General features: G+C 66.2%; 18 protein-coding genes. 2 read left to right on the top strand and 16 right to left on the bottom strand.

The features are described 5' to 3' along the window. Positions 1-43: 43 nt before the first annotated feature. From pheT to aceA, 7 genes are all read right to left on the bottom strand, one after another. Positions 44-2,464, bottom strand: coding sequence for a phenylalanine--tRNA ligase subunit beta (pheT, locus tag AC2D80_RS05415; protein WP_484631949.1), 2,421 nt, complete (start codon positions 2,462-2,464; stop codon positions 44-46). Positions 2,465-2,482: 18 nt separating this feature from the next. Further along, positions 2,483-3,619, bottom strand: a complete 1,137-nt coding sequence (locus AC2D80_RS05410) for a phenylalanine--tRNA ligase subunit alpha (RefSeq protein WP_484631948.1) — start codon at positions 3,617-3,619, stop codon at positions 2,483-2,485. A 105-nt stretch (positions 3,620-3,724) separates the two neighbouring features. Further along, on the bottom strand, positions 3,725-4,084 hold the full coding sequence (gene rplT, locus AC2D80_RS05405) for a 50S ribosomal protein L20 (RefSeq protein WP_086120609.1): 360 nt from the start codon (positions 4,082-4,084) through the stop codon (positions 3,725-3,727). Positions 4,085-4,109: 25 nt separating this feature from the next. After that, on the bottom strand, positions 4,110-4,313 hold the full coding sequence (gene rpmI, locus AC2D80_RS05400; protein ID WP_009517525.1) for a 50S ribosomal protein L35: 204 nt from the start codon (positions 4,311-4,313) through the stop codon (positions 4,110-4,112). 184 nt (positions 4,314-4,497) lie between these two features. Next, entirely contained in the window at positions 4,498-5,109 is a 612-nt protein-coding gene (gene infC, locus AC2D80_RS05395; protein WP_484632647.1) for a translation initiation factor IF-3, read from the bottom strand. Positions 5,110-5,201: 92 nt separating this feature from the next. Beyond that, positions 5,202-7,109, bottom strand: coding sequence for a threonine--tRNA ligase (thrS, locus tag AC2D80_RS05390; protein WP_484631947.1), 1,908 nt, complete (start codon positions 7,107-7,109; stop codon positions 5,202-5,204). Between the two features lie 251 nt (positions 7,110-7,360). Beyond that, positions 7,361-8,692, bottom strand: coding sequence for an isocitrate lyase (aceA, locus tag AC2D80_RS05385; protein WP_484631946.1), 1,332 nt, complete (start codon positions 8,690-8,692; stop codon positions 7,361-7,363). A gap of 317 nt (positions 8,693-9,009) precedes the next feature. On the opposite strand from aceA, the gene AC2D80_RS05380 reads away from it, so the two are divergent. Beyond that, positions 9,010-9,927 (top strand): DMT family transporter, encoded by a 918-nt coding sequence (locus AC2D80_RS05380; RefSeq protein ID WP_484631945.1) that lies wholly within the window; start codon positions 9,010-9,012, stop codon positions 9,925-9,927. Positions 9,928-9,945: 18 nt separating this feature from the next. Here the strand turns inward: AC2D80_RS05380 and AC2D80_RS05375 are convergent, their stop codons facing one another. Both AC2D80_RS05375 and hemN read right to left on the bottom strand, forming a co-directional pair. Next, positions 9,946-10,617 carry a sulfite exporter TauE/SafE family protein gene (locus AC2D80_RS05375; RefSeq protein WP_484631944.1) on the bottom strand — a complete coding sequence of 224 codons (672 nt, stop codon included), beginning with the start codon at positions 10,615-10,617 and terminating at the stop codon, positions 9,946-9,948. Positions 10,618-10,637: 20 nt separating this feature from the next. Then, a complete protein-coding gene (hemN, locus tag AC2D80_RS05370; RefSeq protein ID WP_484631943.1) occupies positions 10,638-12,017 on the bottom strand; it encodes an oxygen-independent coproporphyrinogen III oxidase in 1,380 nt (459 codons plus the stop codon). A 133-nt stretch (positions 12,018-12,150) separates the two neighbouring features. Between hemN and fnr the strand changes: the two genes are divergently transcribed. Then, positions 12,151-12,870, top strand: a complete 720-nt coding sequence (gene fnr / locus AC2D80_RS05365; RefSeq protein ID WP_484631942.1) for a fumarate/nitrate reduction transcriptional regulator Fnr — start codon at positions 12,151-12,153, stop codon at positions 12,868-12,870. Here the strand turns inward: fnr and AC2D80_RS05360 are convergent. Genes AC2D80_RS05360 through ccoN form a run of 7 tightly spaced genes read right to left on the bottom strand, consistent with a single transcriptional unit; the run spans position 12,848 to position 18,087 of the window. Beyond that, complete coding sequence (locus tag AC2D80_RS05360; RefSeq protein ID WP_484631941.1) at positions 12,848-13,105, bottom strand: hypothetical protein; 258 nt, start codon at positions 13,103-13,105, stop codon at positions 12,848-12,850. The genes fnr and AC2D80_RS05360 overlap by 23 nt on opposite strands. 1 nt (position 13,106) lies before the next feature. Continuing rightward, positions 13,107-13,403, bottom strand: a complete 297-nt coding sequence (locus AC2D80_RS05355; protein ID WP_484631940.1) for a nitrogen fixation protein FixH — start codon at positions 13,401-13,403, stop codon at positions 13,107-13,109. Between the two features lie 20 nt (positions 13,404-13,423). Then, a complete protein-coding gene (gene ccoG / locus AC2D80_RS05350) occupies positions 13,424-14,878 on the bottom strand; it encodes a cytochrome c oxidase accessory protein CcoG (protein ID WP_484631939.1) in 1,455 nt (484 codons plus the stop codon). Between the two features lie 29 nt (positions 14,879-14,907). Next, positions 14,908-15,831 carry a cytochrome-c oxidase, cbb3-type subunit III gene (gene ccoP, locus AC2D80_RS05345; RefSeq protein WP_484631938.1) on the bottom strand — a complete coding sequence of 308 codons (924 nt, stop codon included), beginning with the start codon at positions 15,829-15,831 and terminating at the stop codon, positions 14,908-14,910. A 25-nt stretch (positions 15,832-15,856) separates the two neighbouring features. Further along, positions 15,857-15,994 carry a cbb3-type cytochrome oxidase subunit 3 gene (locus AC2D80_RS05340; protein WP_484631937.1) on the bottom strand — a complete coding sequence of 46 codons (138 nt, stop codon included), beginning with the start codon at positions 15,992-15,994 and terminating at the stop codon, positions 15,857-15,859. 10 nt (positions 15,995-16,004) lie between these two features. After that, positions 16,005-16,631 (bottom strand): cytochrome-c oxidase, cbb3-type subunit II, encoded by a 627-nt coding sequence (ccoO, locus tag AC2D80_RS05335; RefSeq protein WP_484631936.1) that lies wholly within the window; start codon positions 16,629-16,631, stop codon positions 16,005-16,007. Between the two features lie 10 nt (positions 16,632-16,641). Next, the gene (gene ccoN, locus AC2D80_RS05330; protein ID WP_484631935.1) at positions 16,642-18,087 is read right to left on the bottom strand and encodes a cytochrome-c oxidase, cbb3-type subunit I; all 1,446 of its coding nucleotides are present in this window, start codon (positions 18,085-18,087) and stop codon (positions 16,642-16,644) included. Between the last annotated feature and the right edge of the window lie 81 nt (positions 18,088-18,168).

Below are 18,168 nucleotides of genomic sequence, written 5' to 3'. Positions count from 1 at the left end.
GCGGCTCCGGGGTCGGGATGGGGCGTTGGCGTGCGCCGGGTGCTCAGGCGCGCAGGCGGGCCTGGACCCGCTGCTGCAGACTGGCCAGGATGGCCTGCACCGTGGTGTCGATGTCCGCGTCGGTCAGTGTAGCGTCGTCGCGGTTGAGCACCAGCCGCACGGCCAGGCTCTTTTCATCGGGCGCCAGGCCGCCCGCGGGCGCGCCCTGCTTCGGGCGGTAGACGTCGAACAGGTGGGCGTCGCGAAGCCAGGTCTGGCCGGCGGCGTGGATGGCCGCAATGACCGCGTCGTGGGTCACGCTGTCGGCCACCACCAGCGCGAGGTCGCGCTCGACCGGCTGGTGGCGGCTGACACCGGCAAACACCGGCACGGGCCGGTGCAACACGGCGTCGAGCTCCAGCTCGAACAGGACCGGCGCGCTGGCCAGGTCGTACGACTGGCGCCAACGCGGATGCAGCTCACCCACATGGCCGATGCAGCGGCCGTCGAGATACACCGCGGCGCAGCGGCCCGGATGAAGCGCCGGATGCTCGGCTGGCCGGAATTCGGCGCGTCGGGGCGCCAGCAGCGCTTCAACATCGGCCTTCACGTCGAAGAAGTCCACCGGACGACCGGCCACGCCCCACTGCACCGGCGCCGCGGGGCCATAAGCCAGACCCGCCACGCGACGCGGCTGGTCGAAACCGGCCACGGTGGTGTCGCTGTCGGTCACCGACGGGTCCTTGCGGAACACGCGGCCGAGTTCAAACAGCCGCACGCGCTCCGCGCGGCGGTCGAGGTTGAACTTGAGCACCGCCACGAGGCTGCCCACCAGCGACGAGCGCATCACGCTCATCTGGCTGGCGATCGGGTTGAGCAGCTTGATCGGGTCGGCATTGCCCGCCAGTTCGTGCTCCCACCGGGCTTCCACGAAGCTGAAGTTGATGGTTTCCTGGTACCCGAGCTGGGCCAGTTGACGCCGCACGGCGAAGGGGCCGCGCTGAGACTCGGGACGCACCCGCGCGGTGACCGGCGCCAGCGGCGGCGTGTGGGGCAGCCGATCGAAGCCGATCAGGCGCGCCACCTCTTCAATGAGGTCTTCCTCGATTTGCAGGTCGAAGCGGTACGGCGGCGGCTCCACGGTCAGCACGTCGCCGCTGACTTGCACGCCCAGACCCAGGCGTTCGAGGGCTGCGGTCGCCTCGGCCGCCGTCACCGGCATGCCGATCACCTTGGCCGCGCGGGAGACGCGCAAGCTCACCGGTCGCCGCTCGGGCAGTTGCACCACATGATCGTCCAGCGGTCCGGCCTGTCCGCCGCAGATCGACAGCACCAGCTCGGTGATCCGCTCGACGTGCTCCCGGGTGGTCGACGGGTCCACGCCGCGCTCGAACCGGTGGCCCGCGTCGGTGCTGAAGTGGTAGCGGCGCGAGCGCCCGGCGATCGACTTGGGCCACCAGAAAGCCGCCTCGATGTAGATGTTCGCGGTGTCGTCGGACACGGCGGTGGCGTCGCCGCCCATGATGCCGGCCAGCGACTCGACCGCGTGGTCGTCGGCGATCACGCCCACGCCCGCATCGACGGTCACGGTGTTGCCGTTGAGCAGCTTGAGCGACTCGCCCTCACGCCCCCAGCGCACCTGCAGGCCGCCGTGGATCTTGTCGAGGTCAAAAATGTGCGACGGGCGTCCCAGCTCGAACATCACGTAGTTGGAGATGTCCACCAGCGGCGACACGCTGCGTTGGCCACACCGCGCCAACCGCTGAACCATCCAGTCCGGCGTGGCCGCCCGCGGATTGACGCCGCGCACCACGCGACCGGTGAAGCGGCCGCACAGGTCCGGCGCCTGCACCGCCACCGGCAGCACGTCGGCCACCGCCACCGGCACCGCCGGGAAACTGGGCGACAGCAGCGGCGCGCCGGTGATGGCCGCCACCTCCCGCGCGATGCCATGGACGCTCAGGCAGTGCGCCAGGTTGGGCGTGAGCTTGAGCGTGAACAGCATGTCGTCGAGCGCGAGCTGCTCGCGGATATCACGCCCCACCACCGCGTCGCCGGGCAGCTCCAGCAGGCCGCCGTGGTCTTCCGAGAGCTTGAGCTCGCGCGCGGAGCACAACATGCCCTGGCTTTCCACGCCGCGCAGCTTGCCCAGCTTGATGAGAAAAGGCTTGCCATCCTCGCCCGGAGGCAACTCGGCACCGACCAGCGCGCACGGCACCTTGATGCCCGCGCGCGCGTTGGGCGCGCCACAGACGATGGTCAGCGGCGCTCCCTGCCCGACGTCCACCTGGCACACGCGCAGGCGATCGGCGTTGGGGTGCTGCTCGGCCGACAAGATCTGCCCCACGACCACGCGGGAAAACGGCGGAGCGACCGGATGAAGCTCCTCCACCTCCAGCCCAGCCATGGTCAAGGTGTCGGCCAGCTGTTGGCTGGTGAGATCGGGGTTGCAGAAGGCGCGCAGCCAGGATTCGGGGAATTGCATGGTGTGTCGGTGCGCGGGTCAGCGGAACTGGGCGAGGAAACGGATGTCACCGTCGAAGAACAGGCGCAGGTCATTCACACCGTAGCGCAGCATGGTCAGACGATCGGGGCCCATGCCGAAGGCAAAGCCGATATAGCGCTCGGGGTCGAGCCCCATGTTGCGCACCACGTTGGGATGCACCTGCCCGGACCCGGCCACCTCCAGCCAGCGGCCGGCCAGCGGCCCGCTCTGGAACTGGATGTCGATCTCCGCGCTGGGCTCGGTGAACGGAAAGAAGCTGGGCCGGAAACGCAGCACCAGGTCATCGCTCTCGAAGAAGGTGCGGCAGAAATCCGTGAAGACGAATTTCAGGTCCTTGAAGCTCACGTTCTCGCCGATCCACAGGCCTTCGCACTGGTGAAACATCGGCGAGTGGGTGGCGTCGCTGTCGACGCGGTAGGTGCGGCCGGGGGCGATGACGCGGATCTCGGGCATCGAAAACCCGCCCCCACGCTCTGCCGCTTCGCGGGTCGCTGCCCCCCCTGGGGGCTGATTCGCCTGGGGGCGGCCCGGCGGCGAATCCTGCCCGGCCTCCCACAAAGCCTTGTAGCGCTTGACATGCTGCACCGCGTGGCGGATCTGCATCGGGCTGGTGTGCGTGCGCAGCAGGTTCGGCGCGCGTTCGCTGCCGCCTTCGACGTAGAAGGTGTCGTGCATCGAGCGCGCCGGATGGTCCTCCGGCGTGTTCAGCGCGGTGAAGTTGAACCAGTCGGACTCGATCTCCGGGCCATCGGCCACTTCGAAGCCCATGGAGCCGAAGATGGCCTCAATCCGCTCGAGCGTGAGGCTCACCGGGTGAAGCCCGCCCTGCCCGGCGCTTCGGCCCGGCAGGGTCACGTCCAGGGCCTCGGCGCGCAGCTGCGCCTGAAGTTCAGCGTCGGCCAGCGCCTGCCGACGCTCGGTCAGCAGCGTCTCAATCGCCTGTTTGGCCCGGTTGATGGCCGCACCCTGGGTTTTTTTCTCGTCCACCGACAGGGTGGCCATGCCCTTCATCAACTCGGTGATGCGGCCCGCCTTGCCCAGAAACTGGGCTTTGGCGTTTTCCAGGTCGGCCGGGGTCGGGGCCTGCGCGAAGGCGGCGCGGGCGCTGTCAACCAGGGCGTCCAACTCGTTCATGGGTGTGCTCGTGCGAATGCCAATAAAAAAGGGATTGAAGCCGCGCGGGAAGCCCGCCGCCCCAATCCCTTTGAGCGGCCGGCGGACAAGCCGCCGGTCCGTGGATCAAGCGGCCAGCTTGGCCTTGACCTGCTCCACGATGCTGCCGAAGGCCGCGGGATCGTTGACGGCCAGGTCGGCGAGGACCTTGCGGTCGATCTCGATCTGGGCCTTCTTCAGACCGTTGGCAAACTGGCTGTACGTCAGGCCGCAGGCGCGGGCACCGGCGTTGATACGCGCGATCCACAGCTGGCGGAACACGCGCTTCTTGGTGCGGCGGTCACGGTATGCGTACTGACCGGCCTTCATCACCGCCTGTTTGGCGATACGGAAGACGTTGCCGCGGCGGCCGCGGAAACCTTTGGCCAGAGCCAGGACTTTCTTGTGTCGGGCGCGAGCCGTGACACCACGTTTGACGCGAGGCATGTGTGTTCTCCTTGTCCGTCAGAAATTACAGGCCGGCGAACGGCAGCATCTGTGCCATGTGACCCATGTTGGTCTCATGCACATTCACCGCGCCACGCAGGTGCCGCTTGTTCTTGGTGGTCTTCTTGGTCAGGATGTGACGCTTGAAGGCTTGACCGCGCTTGACGGTGCCACCGGGACGGACGCGAAAACGCTTTTTCGCGCTGCTCTTGGTCTTCATTTTGGGCATCTTCATGCTCCTTCTTCGTTGTGCTCGTGAGGCGCCGCGGAAACCTTCCCCGGACTTGTTGGCCCCGAGCCACTTTTGTTCAGGCCCCCGAAAGGTGCCTGCGGGTCGCGCGACTTGCGCCGCGGCCCGGACTGGGCGGCCGGGGGACCAACCCCAACCACGCCAACCGCTCGCCGACGCCCGCTCAGGCGGCCGTCTGGCTGGCCGCCGGCGTTGCCGCCTCGGCCGGTTTGCCCGATGACGCGCCGCTCTTTTTGCGACCTGGCGCGATCATCATGATCATCTGGCGACCCTCGAGCTTGGGAAACTGCTCGACCACGATCGCGTCACCCAGTTCATCGCGGATGCGGTTGAGCAGGGCCAAGCCCAGCTCCTGGTGCGTGATCTCGCGGCCGCGGAAGCGCAGCGTGATCTTGCACTTGTCTCCGTCATCGAGAAAACGACGGATGTTGCGCATCTTGATGTTGTAGTCACCGTCATCGGTACCCGGGCGGAATTTCACCTCCTTGATCTCGATGACGGTCTGCTTGGCTTTCGCCTCGGCGGCCTTCTTCTGCTCCTGGTACTTGAACTTGCCGTAATCCATCAACCGGCACACCGGCGGGCTTGCCGTGGCCGCGATCTCGACCAGATCCACATCCAGTTCGCCCGCCATGCGCAGCGCCTCTTGCAGGCTCACGATGCCCAGCGGCTCGTTGTTCGGTCCGTTCAGGCGGACCTCGGGGGCCATGATCTCCCGGTTCAGGCGGTGTGCACGCTCTTCACGCTGGCGGCGGTCGCGAAAGTTGGTAGCGATGGTTCGTTCCTTGGGTGGGCAATAAAAGGCGGCTGCCACGCGCCATGGGCGCCGCAGCCGGCGGGCGTTTCAACGCAGGGTGACGGGGGACATCAGACCTTGGAAGAAATGTCTGCCGCGACGCGTTCGGCGAAAGCCTGCAGCGGCATGACCCCGAGGTCTTTGTTGCCCCGGGCCCGCACAGCCACCGCACCAGCTTCTTTCTCCTTGTCGCCCACGACAACAATGAAAGGCAGCTTTTGCAACGCGTGCTCCCGTATTTTATACGTGATTTTCTCGTTGCGCAGGTCGGTCACGACCCTAAGCCCTTGATTCTGCAGCGTTTTCGCGATTTCGCGACAGTAATCCGCCTGGGCGTCGGTGATGTTGAGCACCGCCACCTGCACCGGCGCGAGCCAGGTGGGCAGCGCGCCGGCGTGTTGCTCGATCAGGATGCCGATGAAACGCTCCAGGCTGCCAACGATGGCGCGGTGCAACATGACCGGGCGATGGCGCGCACCGTCTTCGCCGACGAACTCGGCATCGAGCCGCTCGGGCAGGTTGGGATCGACCTGGATCGTTCCGCATTGCCACGGGCGGCCCAACGCGTCCTTGAGCGTGTATTCGATCTTGGGGCCGTAGAACGCGCCCTCGCCCGGCAGGTACTCAAAGTCGCAGCCGGAGGCCTTCAGGCCCTCGGCCAGCGCCGCCTCGGCTTTGTCCCAGCTCTCTTCGCTGCCAATCCGCTTTTCAGGGCGGGTCGACAGCTTGTAGAGGATCTCGGTGAACCCGAAATCGCGATAAACCTTCTGCAACAGCGTGGTGAAGGCGGTCACCTCCGCCTGGATCTGGTCTTCGGTGCAGAAGATGTGGCCGTCGTCCTGGGTGAAGCCACGCACCCGCATGATGCCGTGGAGGCCACCCGTGGGCTCGTTGCGGTGGCACTGGCCGAACTCGCCATAACGCAGCGGCAAATCGCGATAGCTCTTGATGCCTTGCTTGTAGATCAGGATGTGACCGGGGCAGTTCATCGGCTTGAGCGCGTAGTCGCGCTTCTCCGATTCGGTGGTGAACATGTTTTCCCGGTACTTGTCCCAGTGGCCGGTCTTCTCCCACAGCGCTTTGTCGAGGATCTGCGGCCCCTTGACTTCCAGGTAACCGTTGTCGCGGTACACGCGTCGCATGTACTGCTCGACCTCCTGCCACAGCGTCCAGCCCTTGGGGTGCCAGAACACCGTGCCGGGCGAGTGCTCGTCGAGGTGGAAGAGGTCCAACTCGCGTCCGATGCGGCGGTGATCGCGCTTCTCGGCTTCCTCCAGCATGGTCAGATGCTGCTGCAAGTCTTCCTTGGTGGCCCAGGCGGTGCCATAGATGCGCTGCAGCATCTCGTTGCGGTGGTCACCACGCCAGTAGGCACCGGCCACCTTCATCAGTTTGAAATGCTTGAGCTTGCCGGTGGAAGGGACGTGCGGTCCGCGGCACAGGTCTTCAAAACCGCCCTCGCGGTACAGACTCACGTCTTCATTCGCGGGGATGCTGGCGATGATCTCGGCCTTGTAGTGCTCGCCCATGGCCTTGAAATGCGCCACTGCCTCGTCGCGCGGCAGCACCCGGCGCTCGACCTTCTCGTCTTTCGCGGCCAGCTCGGTCATGCGCTTTTCGATCGCGGCGAGGTCGTCCGGCGTGAAGGGCCGCTTGTAGGAGAAGTCGTAGTAGAAGCCATGCTCGATGACCGGGCCGATGGTCACCTGGGCGTCCGGGTACAACTCCTTGACCGCATAGGCCAGCAGGTGGGCGGTCGAGTGGCGAATCATCTCCAGACCGTCGGCGTCTTTCGCCGTCACGATGGACAGGGCAGCGTCCCGCTCGATCGAGAAACTGGTGTCGACCAGCTTGCCGTCCACCTTCCCGCCGAGCGCGGCCTTGGCCAGGCCGGCGCCTATCGAAGCGGCCACCTCGGCCACCGTGACCGGACCGGGAAACTGGCGTTGCGAACCATCGGGAAGCGTGATCTGGGGCATGGTCGGGTGAGGCTGGAGAAACAAAAAGCGCGGCCGGGGCCGCGCTGGAGAAAGGTGCTGGAAAGACGGGGACGCAGGCGCGGGCTGCAGGCCTCAAGGGGCCAGGAGCGGTGTTGCCTGAGTTCGCGGTGTCATAACCGGCGCGCCTTTCTTGCTCTTGCTGATAAAACTGCCGCGATTTTCCCATAAAAAAAGCCCGGGGCTCGCCCGGGCTGCGGTGCCGCAAACGCCGCCCGAGAGCGGCGCTGGCATCAGTGGAACTGCTCTTCTTCGGTCGAGCCGGTCAGCGCCTTCACGCTGGAGGAGCCGCCCTGGATGACGGTGGTCACGTCGTCGAAGTAGCCGGCGCCCACTTCCTGCTGGTGCGACACGAAGGTGTAGCCCTTCTCGCGCGCCTTGAACTCGGGTTCCTGCACCATTTCGGTGTAGTGCTTCATGCCTTCGCCACGGGCGTAGGCGTGGGCAAACTGGAAGGTCTGGAACCAGTTGATGTGGATACCAGCCAGGGTGATGAACTGGTACTTGTAGCCCAGCGCGGACAGCTCGTCCTGGAAGGCGGCGATGGTCTTGTCGTCGAGGTTCTTTTTCCAGTTGAACGACGGCGAGCAGTTGTAGGAGAGCAGCTTGCCCGGGCAGGCGGCGTGCACGGCCTGCGCAAACTCGCGGGCGAAGCCCAGGTCGGGCGTGCCGGTCTCGCACCACACCAGGTCGGCGTAGGGGGCGTAGGCCACACCACGGCTGATGGCCTGCTCCAGACCGTTCTTGACGCGGTAGAAGCCTTCCTGGGTGCGCTCACCGGTGAGGAAGGGCTTGTCGTTGGCGTCGTGGTCGCTGGTGATCAGGTTGGCGGCTTCCGCGTCGGTGCGGGCCAGGATCAGGGTGGACACGCCCATGGTGTCGGCGGCGAAACGCGCGGCGATCAGCTTCTCGATGGCTTCCTGCGTCGGCACGAGCACCTTGCCACCCATGTGGCCGCACTTCTTCACCGCGGCCAGCTGGTCTTCGAAGTGCACGCCGGCGGCACCCGCCGCGATCATGTTCTTCATCAGCTCGAATGCGTTGAGCACGCCACCGAAACCGGCTTCGGCGTCGGCCACGATCGGCAGGAAATAGTCGATGAACTCGGCAGAGCCCGGCTCGATGCCACGCGACCACTGGATCTCGTCGGCGCGCTTGAAGGTGTTGTTGATGCGGCGGACCATGGTCGGCACCGAGTCGTACGCGTACAGCGACTGGTCGGGGTACATGGTCTCAGAGGTGTTGCCATCGGCGGCGACCTGCCAGCCGGACAGGTACACGGCCTCCAGACCGGCTTTGGCCTGCTGCATGGCCTGGCCGGCGGTGATGGCGCCGAAGGCGTTGACGTAGCCCTTCTTGGCGCCGCCGTTGACCTTTTCCCACAGCTTCTCGGCACCGCGGGTGGCCAGGGTGTGCTCGATCGGCTGGCTGCCGCGCAGGCGCACCACATCAGCGGCGCTGTAGCCGCGCTTGATGCCCTTCCAGCGGGGGTTGGTGGCCCAGTCTTTTTCGAGGGCTTCGATCTGTTGGGCTCGGCTGAGCTGTTGGTTCAGGGATTGCGGCATGGAAGGGCTCCTTGGCGGTGGTTCATCAAACGGGGGCGGCGCCGCGACTGCGTGCCGCCGTGAGGACAAATGTAGGTCTTATAGAAGACCATGGGAAGCTCTTATGTCTTATATAAGAGACAAAATTTTCTTGTTTAAATTCAATGTTCTCCAGATCACTTTCCGCGATACAAAATTATTTTTCTTGGATTGAGAAAATTTTTTGCAGCGCAACAGCAGCACCTTTCGCTATGCGGAATTCATATTGCACGCTGTAAAAATCCCCGAACCACGCTGAGGCACACTCAACAGGATCCCGACCCGCCCGCCGAATCACCGTGACATCCACCCCCAGCGCCTTGAATCCCTGGACGGCCTGCGCCTGCCTGGCCCTGAGCATGGCGCTCGTCGGCAGCTACGTCGCCCTGTCCAAACCGCTGGTGGCGGTGTTTCCGGTGTTTCTCCTGGCGTGGCTGCGCTTTGGGATTGGCGCGGTGGCGATGGCGACCTGGCTGAAAAAGCCGCCGGGCGAACCACCGCTGTCGGCGCGCACGCGCGGCCTGCTCTTCCTGGAATCGTTTCTCGGCAACTTCCTGTTCTCGATCTGCATGCTCTTTGGCGTGAGCATGACCACGGCGGTGGCTGCTGGCGTGGTCATGTCATCCATCCCGGCGGTGGTGGCGGTGCTGAGCTGGGTGTTCCTGCGCGAGCGCATCGGCGCGCGCAGCGCCGCAGGCATCGCGTGCGCGGCGGTGGGTATCGGTCTGTTTTCACTGCAAAAGGGAGACGGCGGCGCGCCGGTGGGCGACCGCGCGTGGCTGGGCAACCTGCTGGTGTTTGCGGCGGTGGTGTGCGAGGCCAGCTACGTGGTGATCGGCAAGCGGCTGACCGACGGCCTGGGCCCCAAACGCATCTCGGCCCTGATCAACCTCGTGGGTCTGGCGCTGGTCACGCCTTTTGGGCTCTGGGCGGCGCTGAGTTTCGACTTCGCGGTGGTGAGCGCGCCGATCTGGGGGCTGCTGGTGTTTTACGGGCTGGCAGCCAGCGTGTGGACGGTCTGGCTGTGGATGACCGGCCTGAAGGGCGTCCCGGCGTCGCAAGCCGGCGTGTTCACCGTGATGTTGCCCATCAGCGCGGCGCTGATCGGCGTGATGTTCATGGGCGAGAGCCTGACAGCGCTGCAGGCACTGGCCTTCGGCATCGCCCTGCTCGGTCTGGTGCTGGCGACGCTGCCGGAGCGCCGCAGCGCGCCTTGATCCGACGCCGCCACCCGCTCAGGCGCACCACAGACCGGTCGGCTGCGTCATCCCCATCCACAAGGCCCAGCCGGACGTCAACAGCAAGGCCGCGCCGGCCAGCCGGATGCCCCAGGCGCCTGACCGGCCACCGCGCACACGGAGCATCAGCCAGGGCCCGACCGTGAGGGTCACCGAAGTGCCCAGCGAAAACAGGGCCATCACCGCAGCGCCATCCAGGGCACTGCCCGTGAGCGACGCCACCAGCAGCGCGGAATACAACAAGCCACAGGGCATGAGCGCCCAGCCCGCTCCCAGCACGAAAGGCGCGCGCGGCCCCAGCGCCGCCATCACCGGCCGCGCCCGGCGCCAGACGCCCTGCCCCAGGCCATCGATCCACGCCGGTTGCCGCGCCTGCCACAGCAACACCGCCCCGAGCAGGAGCGCCGCCACGTGGAACATCGTCCACACCGGACGCAGCACCGCGGTCTGCGCCCCAAGCCATGCCAAGGCTTCCACCGAACCCGCCGCCACGCCACCCAGCGCGGCATAGCCCCCCAGCCGGCTGGCCTGGAACGCCAGCAGCGCGCGGGTGGTGCGCGGCGCACCGGCCTTCGCAATCCCCGCGCACGCCGCGCCGCACATGGCCACGCAGTGCGGACCGCCGACCACACCCATGAACAAGGCGGTGAGAGCGAGCGAGGTCTGCATGGTGTCGCGGGCGCGGGCGGTCAGATGATGCGGGAGAAGCGCGCCCGGTCCTGGTCCACCTGCAGGTGGCGGTCGAACACCATGGCGATCGCCCGCACGAGGTACCAGCCGCGCGGCGTGACCTGCACGCCGTGGTCGCTGAGCTTGACCAGACCGGCCTGCTCCAGTTCGCGCAGCTGCTCCAGCTCCCGCGCGAAGTAAGACTTGCAATCGATCAAGTGACCCAGCTCGATCGACTCGAACAGCAACTCGCCCTGGCACATCAGCGACATGATCACGGAGCGGCGCAACAGATCGTCGCGCGTGAGCGCGAGACCGCGCACGATCGGCAGGCGACCCTGGTCGAGCAGATCGCGGTAGTCGTCGAGCGACTTCGCGTTCTGGCTGTAGGTGGCCCCGATGCGCCCGATCGCCGACACGCCGAGCGCGATGAGATCGCAATCGGGCTGGGTGCTGTAGCCCTGGAAGTTGCGGTGCAGCCGGCCCTGGCGTTTGGCCACGGCCAGCGCGTCGGTGGGCAGGGCGAAATGGTCCATGCCCACGTAGACATAACCCGCATCGCCCAGCGCGTCGAGTGACTGGCTGAGCATGGCGAGCTTGTCGCCCGGGCTGGGCAACTCGGCGGCGACGATGCGCCGCTGGGGCTTGAAGCGCGACGGCAGGTGGGCGTAGGCGTACAGGGCCACCCGGTCGGGCCGCAAGCGGTTGATCTGCTCCAGCGTGCGGGCGAAGCTCTCGGGCGTCTGCAGCGGCAGGCCGTAGATGAGATCGACGTTGACCGATTCGAAGCCGATGTGGCGGGCGTCCTGCACCAGGGCAAACACCTGCTCGGGCGGCTGAATGCGGTGGACCGCCTTTTGCACCGCCGGATCGAAGTCCTGCACGCCGAAGCTCAGGCGGTTGAAGCCCAGCCGATGCAGCGCCTGCAGGCGCTCGGTCGTGACCGTGCGCGGGTCGACCTCGACCGAGTACTCGCCGCCCGGCACGAACGCAAAGTGCCGCTTGAGCATGTGCATCAGGTCTTCGAGCTCGCCGTCGCTGAGGAAGGTGGGCGTACCGCCGCCCAGGTGCAACTGAGAGACCGACTGACCCGCGCCGAGGTGCTGCACCTGCAGCTCGACCTCGCGCGACAGGTAGCGCAGGTACTCCGCGGCGCGCTCATGGTGCTTGGTGATCACCTTGTTGCACGCGCAGTAGTAACACACCGACTCGCAGAAGGGGATGTGCACGTAGATCGACAGCGGCAGCGACATCGAACCCGCGCGGCGCTGCTCCAGCGCCTGCACGTAATCGCGCTCGCCAAAGGCTTCGACAAAACGGTCGGCGGTGGGGTAGGACGTGTAGCGCGGTCCGGGGACATCAAAACGCTGCAGCAGGTCGTCGGGAATGGCGTGGCTCAAGGCTTTCTCCGGTGTGGCTGCCACTGTGACGCAGCCACTGACGCGCTCCCTTGACGCGGATCAAGTCATGGGCATTTGACGCCGCCCCCACCGGTGGGGGTATCCTCGGGGGTGGAACATCTGTCTGCCGACCATGGACGCCCACGCCATCAAAGTCGCCTGCTCGAGTTGCAACCTGCGCGAGCTGTGCCTGCCCATGGGGCTCAACCCCGATGAAATGACCAAGCTCGACCGCGTGGTCTCCACGCGCAAGCGCGTCAAGCGCGGTTCATCGCTGTTCAACGCGGGCGACCCGTTCACCTCGCTGTATGCCGTGCGTTCGGGGTTCTTCAAGACGACCATCACCACGCCGGACGGCCGCGACCAGGTCACCGGCTTTCAGATGACGGGCGAAATCATTGGCCTGGACGGCATCGTCCACGACCGCCACTCCTGCGACGCGATTGCGCTGGAGGACGCCGAGGTCTGCGTGATGCCCTTCGATCAGGTGGAGCAACTCTCGCGCGAGTTCACCACGCTGCAGCACCACGTCCACAAGATCATGAGCCGGGAAATCGTGCGCGACCACAGCGTGATGCTGCTGTTGGGCAGCATGCGTGCCGAAGAGCGGCTGGCCGCGTTCCTGCTCAATCTCGTGCAGCGCCTGCACGCGCGCGGCTTTTCGCAGTCCGAGTTCAACCTGCGCATGACGCGCGAGGAAATCGGCAGCTACCTGGGCATGAAGCTCGAAACCGTGAGCCGCACGTTCTCGAAGTTTGTCGAGGACGGGATCATCGAAGTCAAGCAGCGCTACGTGCACATCAAGGACACCGAAGCGCTCAAGCGCATCGTCAATCCGCAGACCTGCGCGTGAGGGGTTCGTCCGGCGCGGGCGTGTTCATCAGCAGCGCCGTCAGGCCACAGGCCACCAGACACAAGCCCCAGAAGACGAAGAAGGCCAGGGTGTAAACCGCCTGCGCCGACAACGGAAGCGGCTCACCGCCCCAGTGCAGCTCGCCGGGATCGACGAGGGCGAACACCACCATCTCCAGCAGGCCCGCCACCAGAAAGGCCGGCCAGCCAATGCCCATCCACAGCCGGGCATTCACCTCACCGCTCCGCCGGCACCACGGGCGACGCTGCGTGGTTGCGCGCCTGGTGGGCCGGCTGCAGGCGCAGCAGGGCCGCCTCGCGCTCGCCGGGCGGCAGGCGGCGTGCAGCCTCCAGCTCCGCCGAGTAAGCCGCCTTGTCCAACACCGGATCGGCGTGCTTCACCGCGATCACGCCGGTGGCGATGCAGGCCACCACCACGGCGGCCGGCCCCCCGACCACCAGCCACATCGCTTTCACGCGCCACCAGGGTTCGGCTGGGGCGATGGCGGGGGTCAGGGCGTTGGTGTTGCTCATGGATGGCTCCTGAAAGCCGCTCAACGCGGCACGATGAAAGTCGAGGCTTCGCGCACGCTCAGGCGTTCGTCGCCATCGGCGCGGATGTCAAACGAGATGGGGTGCGAGCCAGTGGCGGCCACACCGGGCGGGATCTGCACGCGCACGGCGGTTGAGCGCAACTCGGTGGGCAACACCTCGACCGGCGTGGCCGGATCGATGGCGATCCCCGGCAGACCCTCGACGCTCACCCGCAGGCGCTGCGTCTGTTCGGTCGCGTTCATGATCTGCAGCCGGTAGACGTTTTCAATGCGCCCGGCCCCGACCTCGCGCGCCAGGGCGCCGCGGTCGCGGATGACGTCCACCTTCAGCGGCGTGCGCAGCCACAGGCTGGCGAACACCGCCACGGTGATGGCCAGCAGGATGCCGCCATACACCAGCACCCGCGGGCGCAGCGCCCGGCGCAGCATCTGCGATCGGGTCCAGCCCTGGGCCACACCGTTCTGCGTGGCGTAGCGCACCAGACCGCGCGGGTAGCCAACCTTGTCCATGACTTCGTTGCAGACGTCGATGCAGGCGCCGCAGCCGATGCATTCGTACTGCAGCCCGTTGCGGATGTCGATGCCGGTGGGGCAAACCTGCACGCACAGGGTGCAGTCCACGCAACTGCCAAGACCCAGCGCCGCCGGATCGGCCCTCTTGCTGCGGGCGCCCCGCGGCTCGCCACGCGCGGCGTCGTAGGTCACGATCATCGTGTCCTTGTCGAACATCGCGCTTTGAAAGCGGGCGTAGGGACACATGTATTTGCACACCTGCTCGCGCAGGAAGCCGGCATTGCCGTAGGTGGCAAATCCGTAGAACAGGATCCAGAAGGTCTGCCACGGACCGAGCGAGACGCTGGCCACCAGACCCGCGAGTTCGCGGATCGGTGTGAAGTAGCCCACGAAGGTGAATCCCGTCCACAGTCCGACCGCCGCCCACAGGCCGTGCTTGCTGGCCCGCTTGCCGAGCTTGGCCAGGCCCCACGGCGCGGCATCCAGCCGCAACCGGGCCGAGCGATCGCCTTCCACCTGTTTCTCAATCCACAGGAAGATTTCCGTGTACACGGTCTGTGGGCAGGCGTAGCCGCACCACAGGCGTCCGGCCACGGCGGTGAAGAGGAACAGCGACAGGGCCGAGATCACCAGCAGGCCGGTGAGGTAGATGAAGTCCTGCGGGTACAGCACGAAGTCGAACAGGAAGAAGCGCCGCGCTTCCAGGTCGAACAAAACCGCCTGCCGCTGGTTCCACACCAGCCAGGGCAAGCCATAGAACACGATCTGCGTGACCCACACCAGCGCCCAGCGCCACCGCGACAACAGGCCCGAGACCGACCGCGGGTGAATCTTCTGGCGCGCGGCGTAGAGGGAGATCATCACCTCGTCATCGCCCGCCGCGGCCGGGGTTGGGGTCGCGGGGGCGGGAACGATGGGAATGACGGAGCGCGGTTCGGCCATGGATCGTGGAGCGGTTCGTCGGCCACCCGTCACTGCGGCGCAGCGGTCAGCGCGGGCTTGTTCGACAGGCCCCAGACATACGCGCTGAGCACGTGGATCTGGTCGGCGTTGAGCTTGACCGACTGGCCCGGCATGTTGTTGTTGATGCCCTGCGCGACGGCGCGCACGATGGCTTCCTCGCCCCAGCCGTGCAACCAGGTGTTGTCGGTCAGGTTCGGGGCGCCCATGGCGGTGTTGCCCTTGCCGTCCTGGCCGTGGCAGGCGGCGCAGACACCGAACTTGGCTTTGCCTTGCGAGGCACGCACCCGGTCGTGCGGGCTGCCCGAGAGACTGAGCACGTAGTGCGCCACGTTGCGGACGTCCTCGGCCGAGCCCACGGCAGCGGCCATCGGTGGCATGACGCCGTTGCGGCCCTGGGTGATGCTGGCCTTGATGATGTCGGGCTCACCGCCATACAGCCAATCGGCGTCGGTCAGGTTGGGAAAACCTTTGGCGCCGCGGGCGTCGGAGCCGTGGCATTGCGCGCAGTTGTTCATGAACAGCCGCTCGCCGATGGCCATGGCCTGGGCGTCGCCGGCCAGCTGCGGGGCGGCCATGCCGTTGAAACGGGCGTACAGCGGGGCAATGCTGTCCTGCAGCTTCTTGACCTCCGCGGTGTGCTGGCCCTGGGAGGACCAGCCGAGGGCGCCGGCGTAACGGCCAAACATCGGGTACAGCAGGCCGTAGACCAGCGAAAACACGACGGTGATGATGAACAGCCAGACCCACCACTTGGGCAGCGGGTTGTTGAGTTCCTGCAGGTCACCGTCCCACACATGGCCGGTGGTGTTATCGTGGTGGGCCTTGACCTTGGTCGTGCCGCTGACCCACAGCAGGACAGCGCAGGCCAGGATGCTGACCAGGGTCAGCCCGGCCACGTAGAGGTGCCAGAAGTCGCTGGTGAAGTCGCTCATGATGGGGCTCTCGATCGGATCGGTTTCATTCGTCGCGGAACGGCAGTTGCGCGGCCTCGTCGAAGCGCGCGCTGTTGCGGCGCGACCAGGCCCAGGCGCAGATGCCCAGGAAGGTGAGCAGGCTCACGACGGTCACGATGCTGCGCAGGTCGTTGATGTCCATGGCGCGCTCCTTACTTGATGGCGGTGCCGAGCACCTGCAGGTAGGCGATCAGGGCGTCCATCTCGGTCTTGCCCTTGACGTCGGCGACCGACTGCTTGATCTCATCGTCGCTGTAGGGCGCGCCCAGCGTGCGCAGCACCTGCATCCGCTTGGGCAGGCCATCGGCCGCCACGGTGCGCTTCTCCAGCCAGGGGTAGGCCGGCATGTTGGACTCGGGCACCAGGTCGCGCGGGTTGATCAGGTGGGCGCGGTGCCACTCGTCGCTGTAACGGCCGCCCACGCGGGCCAGGTCCGGACCAGTCCGTTTGCTGCCCCACTGGAACGGGCGGTCGTACACGAACTCGCCCGCCACCGAATAGTGGCCGTAGCGCAGCGTCTCGGCCTGGAAGGGCCGGATCATCTGCGAGTGGCAGTTGTAGCAACCCTCGCGGACGTACACGTCGCGCCCCGCGAGTTGCAGCGCGGTGTAGGGCTTGAGCCCTTCAACCGGCTGCGTGGTCGACTTCTGGAAGAACAGCGGCACGATCTCGACGAGGCCGCCGACCGCGATCACCAGCACGATGAGCACGATCATCAGGAAGTTGTTGGTCTCGATCCGCTCGTGGGTGAAACCGGTGGATTTTTCAGCGTTGGCCATGGGGTTCACCTCAAGCGTGGGCGGGGTTCACGGCGGGGATGCGCACCGTCTCGGCGCGGCCGGCGCGGGCGGTCATGATCACGTTCCACAGCATCACGACCATGCCACCGAGGTACAGCAGGCCTCCGGCCAGGCGGATCACGTAGAAGGGGAACGTGGCCTTGACCGACTCCACGAAGGTGTAGGTCAGGCTGCCGTCGGGGTTGACCGAGCGCCACATCAGGCCCTGCATCACGCCAGCGATCCACATCGCGGCGATGTAGAGCACGATGCCGATGGTGGCGATCCAGAAGTGCAGTTCGATGGCGGGCACCGAATACATCTTCTTCTGGCCATACAGGCGCGGGATCAGGTAGTACATGGTGCCCATGGTCACCAGCCCCACCCAGCCGAGGGCGCCGCTGTGCACGTGGCCGACCGTCCAGTCGGTGTAGTGGCTCAGGGCGTTGACGGTCTTGATCGACATCATCGGGCCCTCGAAGGTGCTCATGCCGTAGAACGACAGGGACACGATCAGGAAGCGCAGGATCGGGTCATCGCGCAGTTTGTGCCACGCGCCCGAGAGGGTCATGATGCCGTTGATCATGCCGCCCCAGCTGGGGGCCAGCAGGATCAGCGAGAACACCATGCCGACCGACTGGGTCCAGTCCGGCAGCGCGGTGTAGTGCAGGTGGTGCGGACCAGCCCACATGTAGGTGAAGATCAGCGCCCAGAAGTGCACGATGGACAGGCGATAGCTGTACACCGGGCGCTCGGCCTGCTTGGGGATGAAGTAATACATCATCCCCAGGAAGCCGGCGGTGAGGAAGAAGCCCACCGCGTTGTGGCCGTACCACCACTGCACCATGGCGTCCTGCACGCCCGCGTAGGCCGAGTAGCTCTTGAACAGGTCCACCGGCAGGGCCGCGCTGTTGACGAGGTGCAGCACCGCGACGGCCAGGATGAAGGCGCCGAAGAACCAGTTGGCCACGTAGATGTGGCGCACCTTGCGCTGGCCGACGGTCCCGAAGAACACGATGGCGTAGGCAACCCACACCAGCGTGATCAGGATGTCGATCGGCCACTCCAGCTCGGCGTATTCCTTGCCGGAGGTGATGCCCAGCGGCAGCGTGATCGCCGCCAGCACGATGACGATCTGCCAGCCCCAGAAGGTGAACGCGGCGAGCGGACCGCCAAACAGGCGCGTCTGGCAGGTGCGCTGCACGACGTAGTAACTCGCGGCGAACAGACCGCAACCGCCAAACGCGAAGATCACCGCGTTGGTGTGCAGCGGGCGCAAGCGGCCATAGGTCAGCCACTCGATACCCAGGTTCAGTGCAGGCCAAGTGAGCTGCGCGGCGATGATCACGCCGACCAGCATTCCCACCACCCCCCACACCACCGTCATCAGGGCGAACTGCCTGACCACCCTGTCGTTGTAGACCGCCGAATCAGCGGCCGGGTTGCTCACGGACATGTGCTACTCCTCTTCAATGTCACTGCGCCGAGTGTGCGCAGGCGAGGAGCCGGCGGGGTTGATGCAGGTCAAGCGTCCTGC

This window comes from Hydrogenophaga sp. T66 (assembly GCF_057219855.1).
The sequence above is the reverse complement of the archived record's forward strand: the minus strand, read 5'-3'. Positions and strand labels throughout refer to the sequence as shown.

What these genes read in the sequence shown, in the direction of transcription:
- ccoG (WP_484631939.1), bottom strand. Translation starts at nt 14,878, where the DNA reads ATGGCCGAACCGCGCTCCGTCATTCCCATCGTTCCCGCCCCCGCGACC.
- AC2D80_RS05355 (WP_484631940.1), bottom strand. Translation starts at nt 13,403, where the DNA reads ATGAGCAACACCAACGCCCTGACCCCCGCCATCGCCCCAGCCGAACCC.
- rpmI (WP_009517525.1), bottom strand. Translation starts at nt 4,313, where the DNA reads ATGCCCAAAATGAAGACCAAGAGCAGCGCGAAAAAGCGTTTTCGCGTC.
- aceA (WP_484631946.1), bottom strand. Translation starts at nt 8,692, where the DNA reads ATGCCGCAATCCCTGAACCAACAGCTCAGCCGAGCCCAACAGATCGAA.
- AC2D80_RS05375 (WP_484631944.1), bottom strand. Translation starts at nt 10,617, where the DNA reads ATGCAGACCTCGCTCGCTCTCACCGCCTTGTTCATGGGTGTGGTCGGC.
- AC2D80_RS05340 (WP_484631937.1), bottom strand. Translation starts at nt 15,994, where the DNA reads ATGGACATCAACGACCTGCGCAGCATCGTGACCGTCGTGAGCCTGCTC.
- ccoP (WP_484631938.1), bottom strand. Translation starts at nt 15,831, where the DNA reads ATGAGCGACTTCACCAGCGACTTCTGGCACCTCTACGTGGCCGGGCTG.
- thrS (WP_484631947.1), bottom strand. Translation starts at nt 7,109, where the DNA reads ATGCCCCAGATCACGCTTCCCGATGGTTCGCAACGCCAGTTTCCCGGT.
- ccoO (WP_484631936.1), bottom strand. Translation starts at nt 16,631, where the DNA reads ATGGCCAACGCTGAAAAATCCACCGGTTTCACCCACGAGCGGATCGAG.
- rplT (WP_086120609.1), bottom strand. Translation starts at nt 4,084, where the DNA reads ATGCCTCGCGTCAAACGTGGTGTCACGGCTCGCGCCCGACACAAGAAA.
- ccoN (WP_484631935.1), bottom strand. Translation starts at nt 18,087, where the DNA reads ATGTCCGTGAGCAACCCGGCCGCTGATTCGGCGGTCTACAACGACAGG.
- AC2D80_RS05410 (WP_484631948.1), bottom strand. Translation starts at nt 3,619, where the DNA reads ATGAACGAGTTGGACGCCCTGGTTGACAGCGCCCGCGCCGCCTTCGCG.
- pheT (WP_484631949.1), bottom strand. Translation starts at nt 2,464, where the DNA reads ATGCAATTCCCCGAATCCTGGCTGCGCGCCTTCTGCAACCCCGATCTC.
- fnr (WP_484631942.1), top strand. Translation starts at nt 12,151, where the DNA reads ATGGACGCCCACGCCATCAAAGTCGCCTGCTCGAGTTGCAACCTGCGC.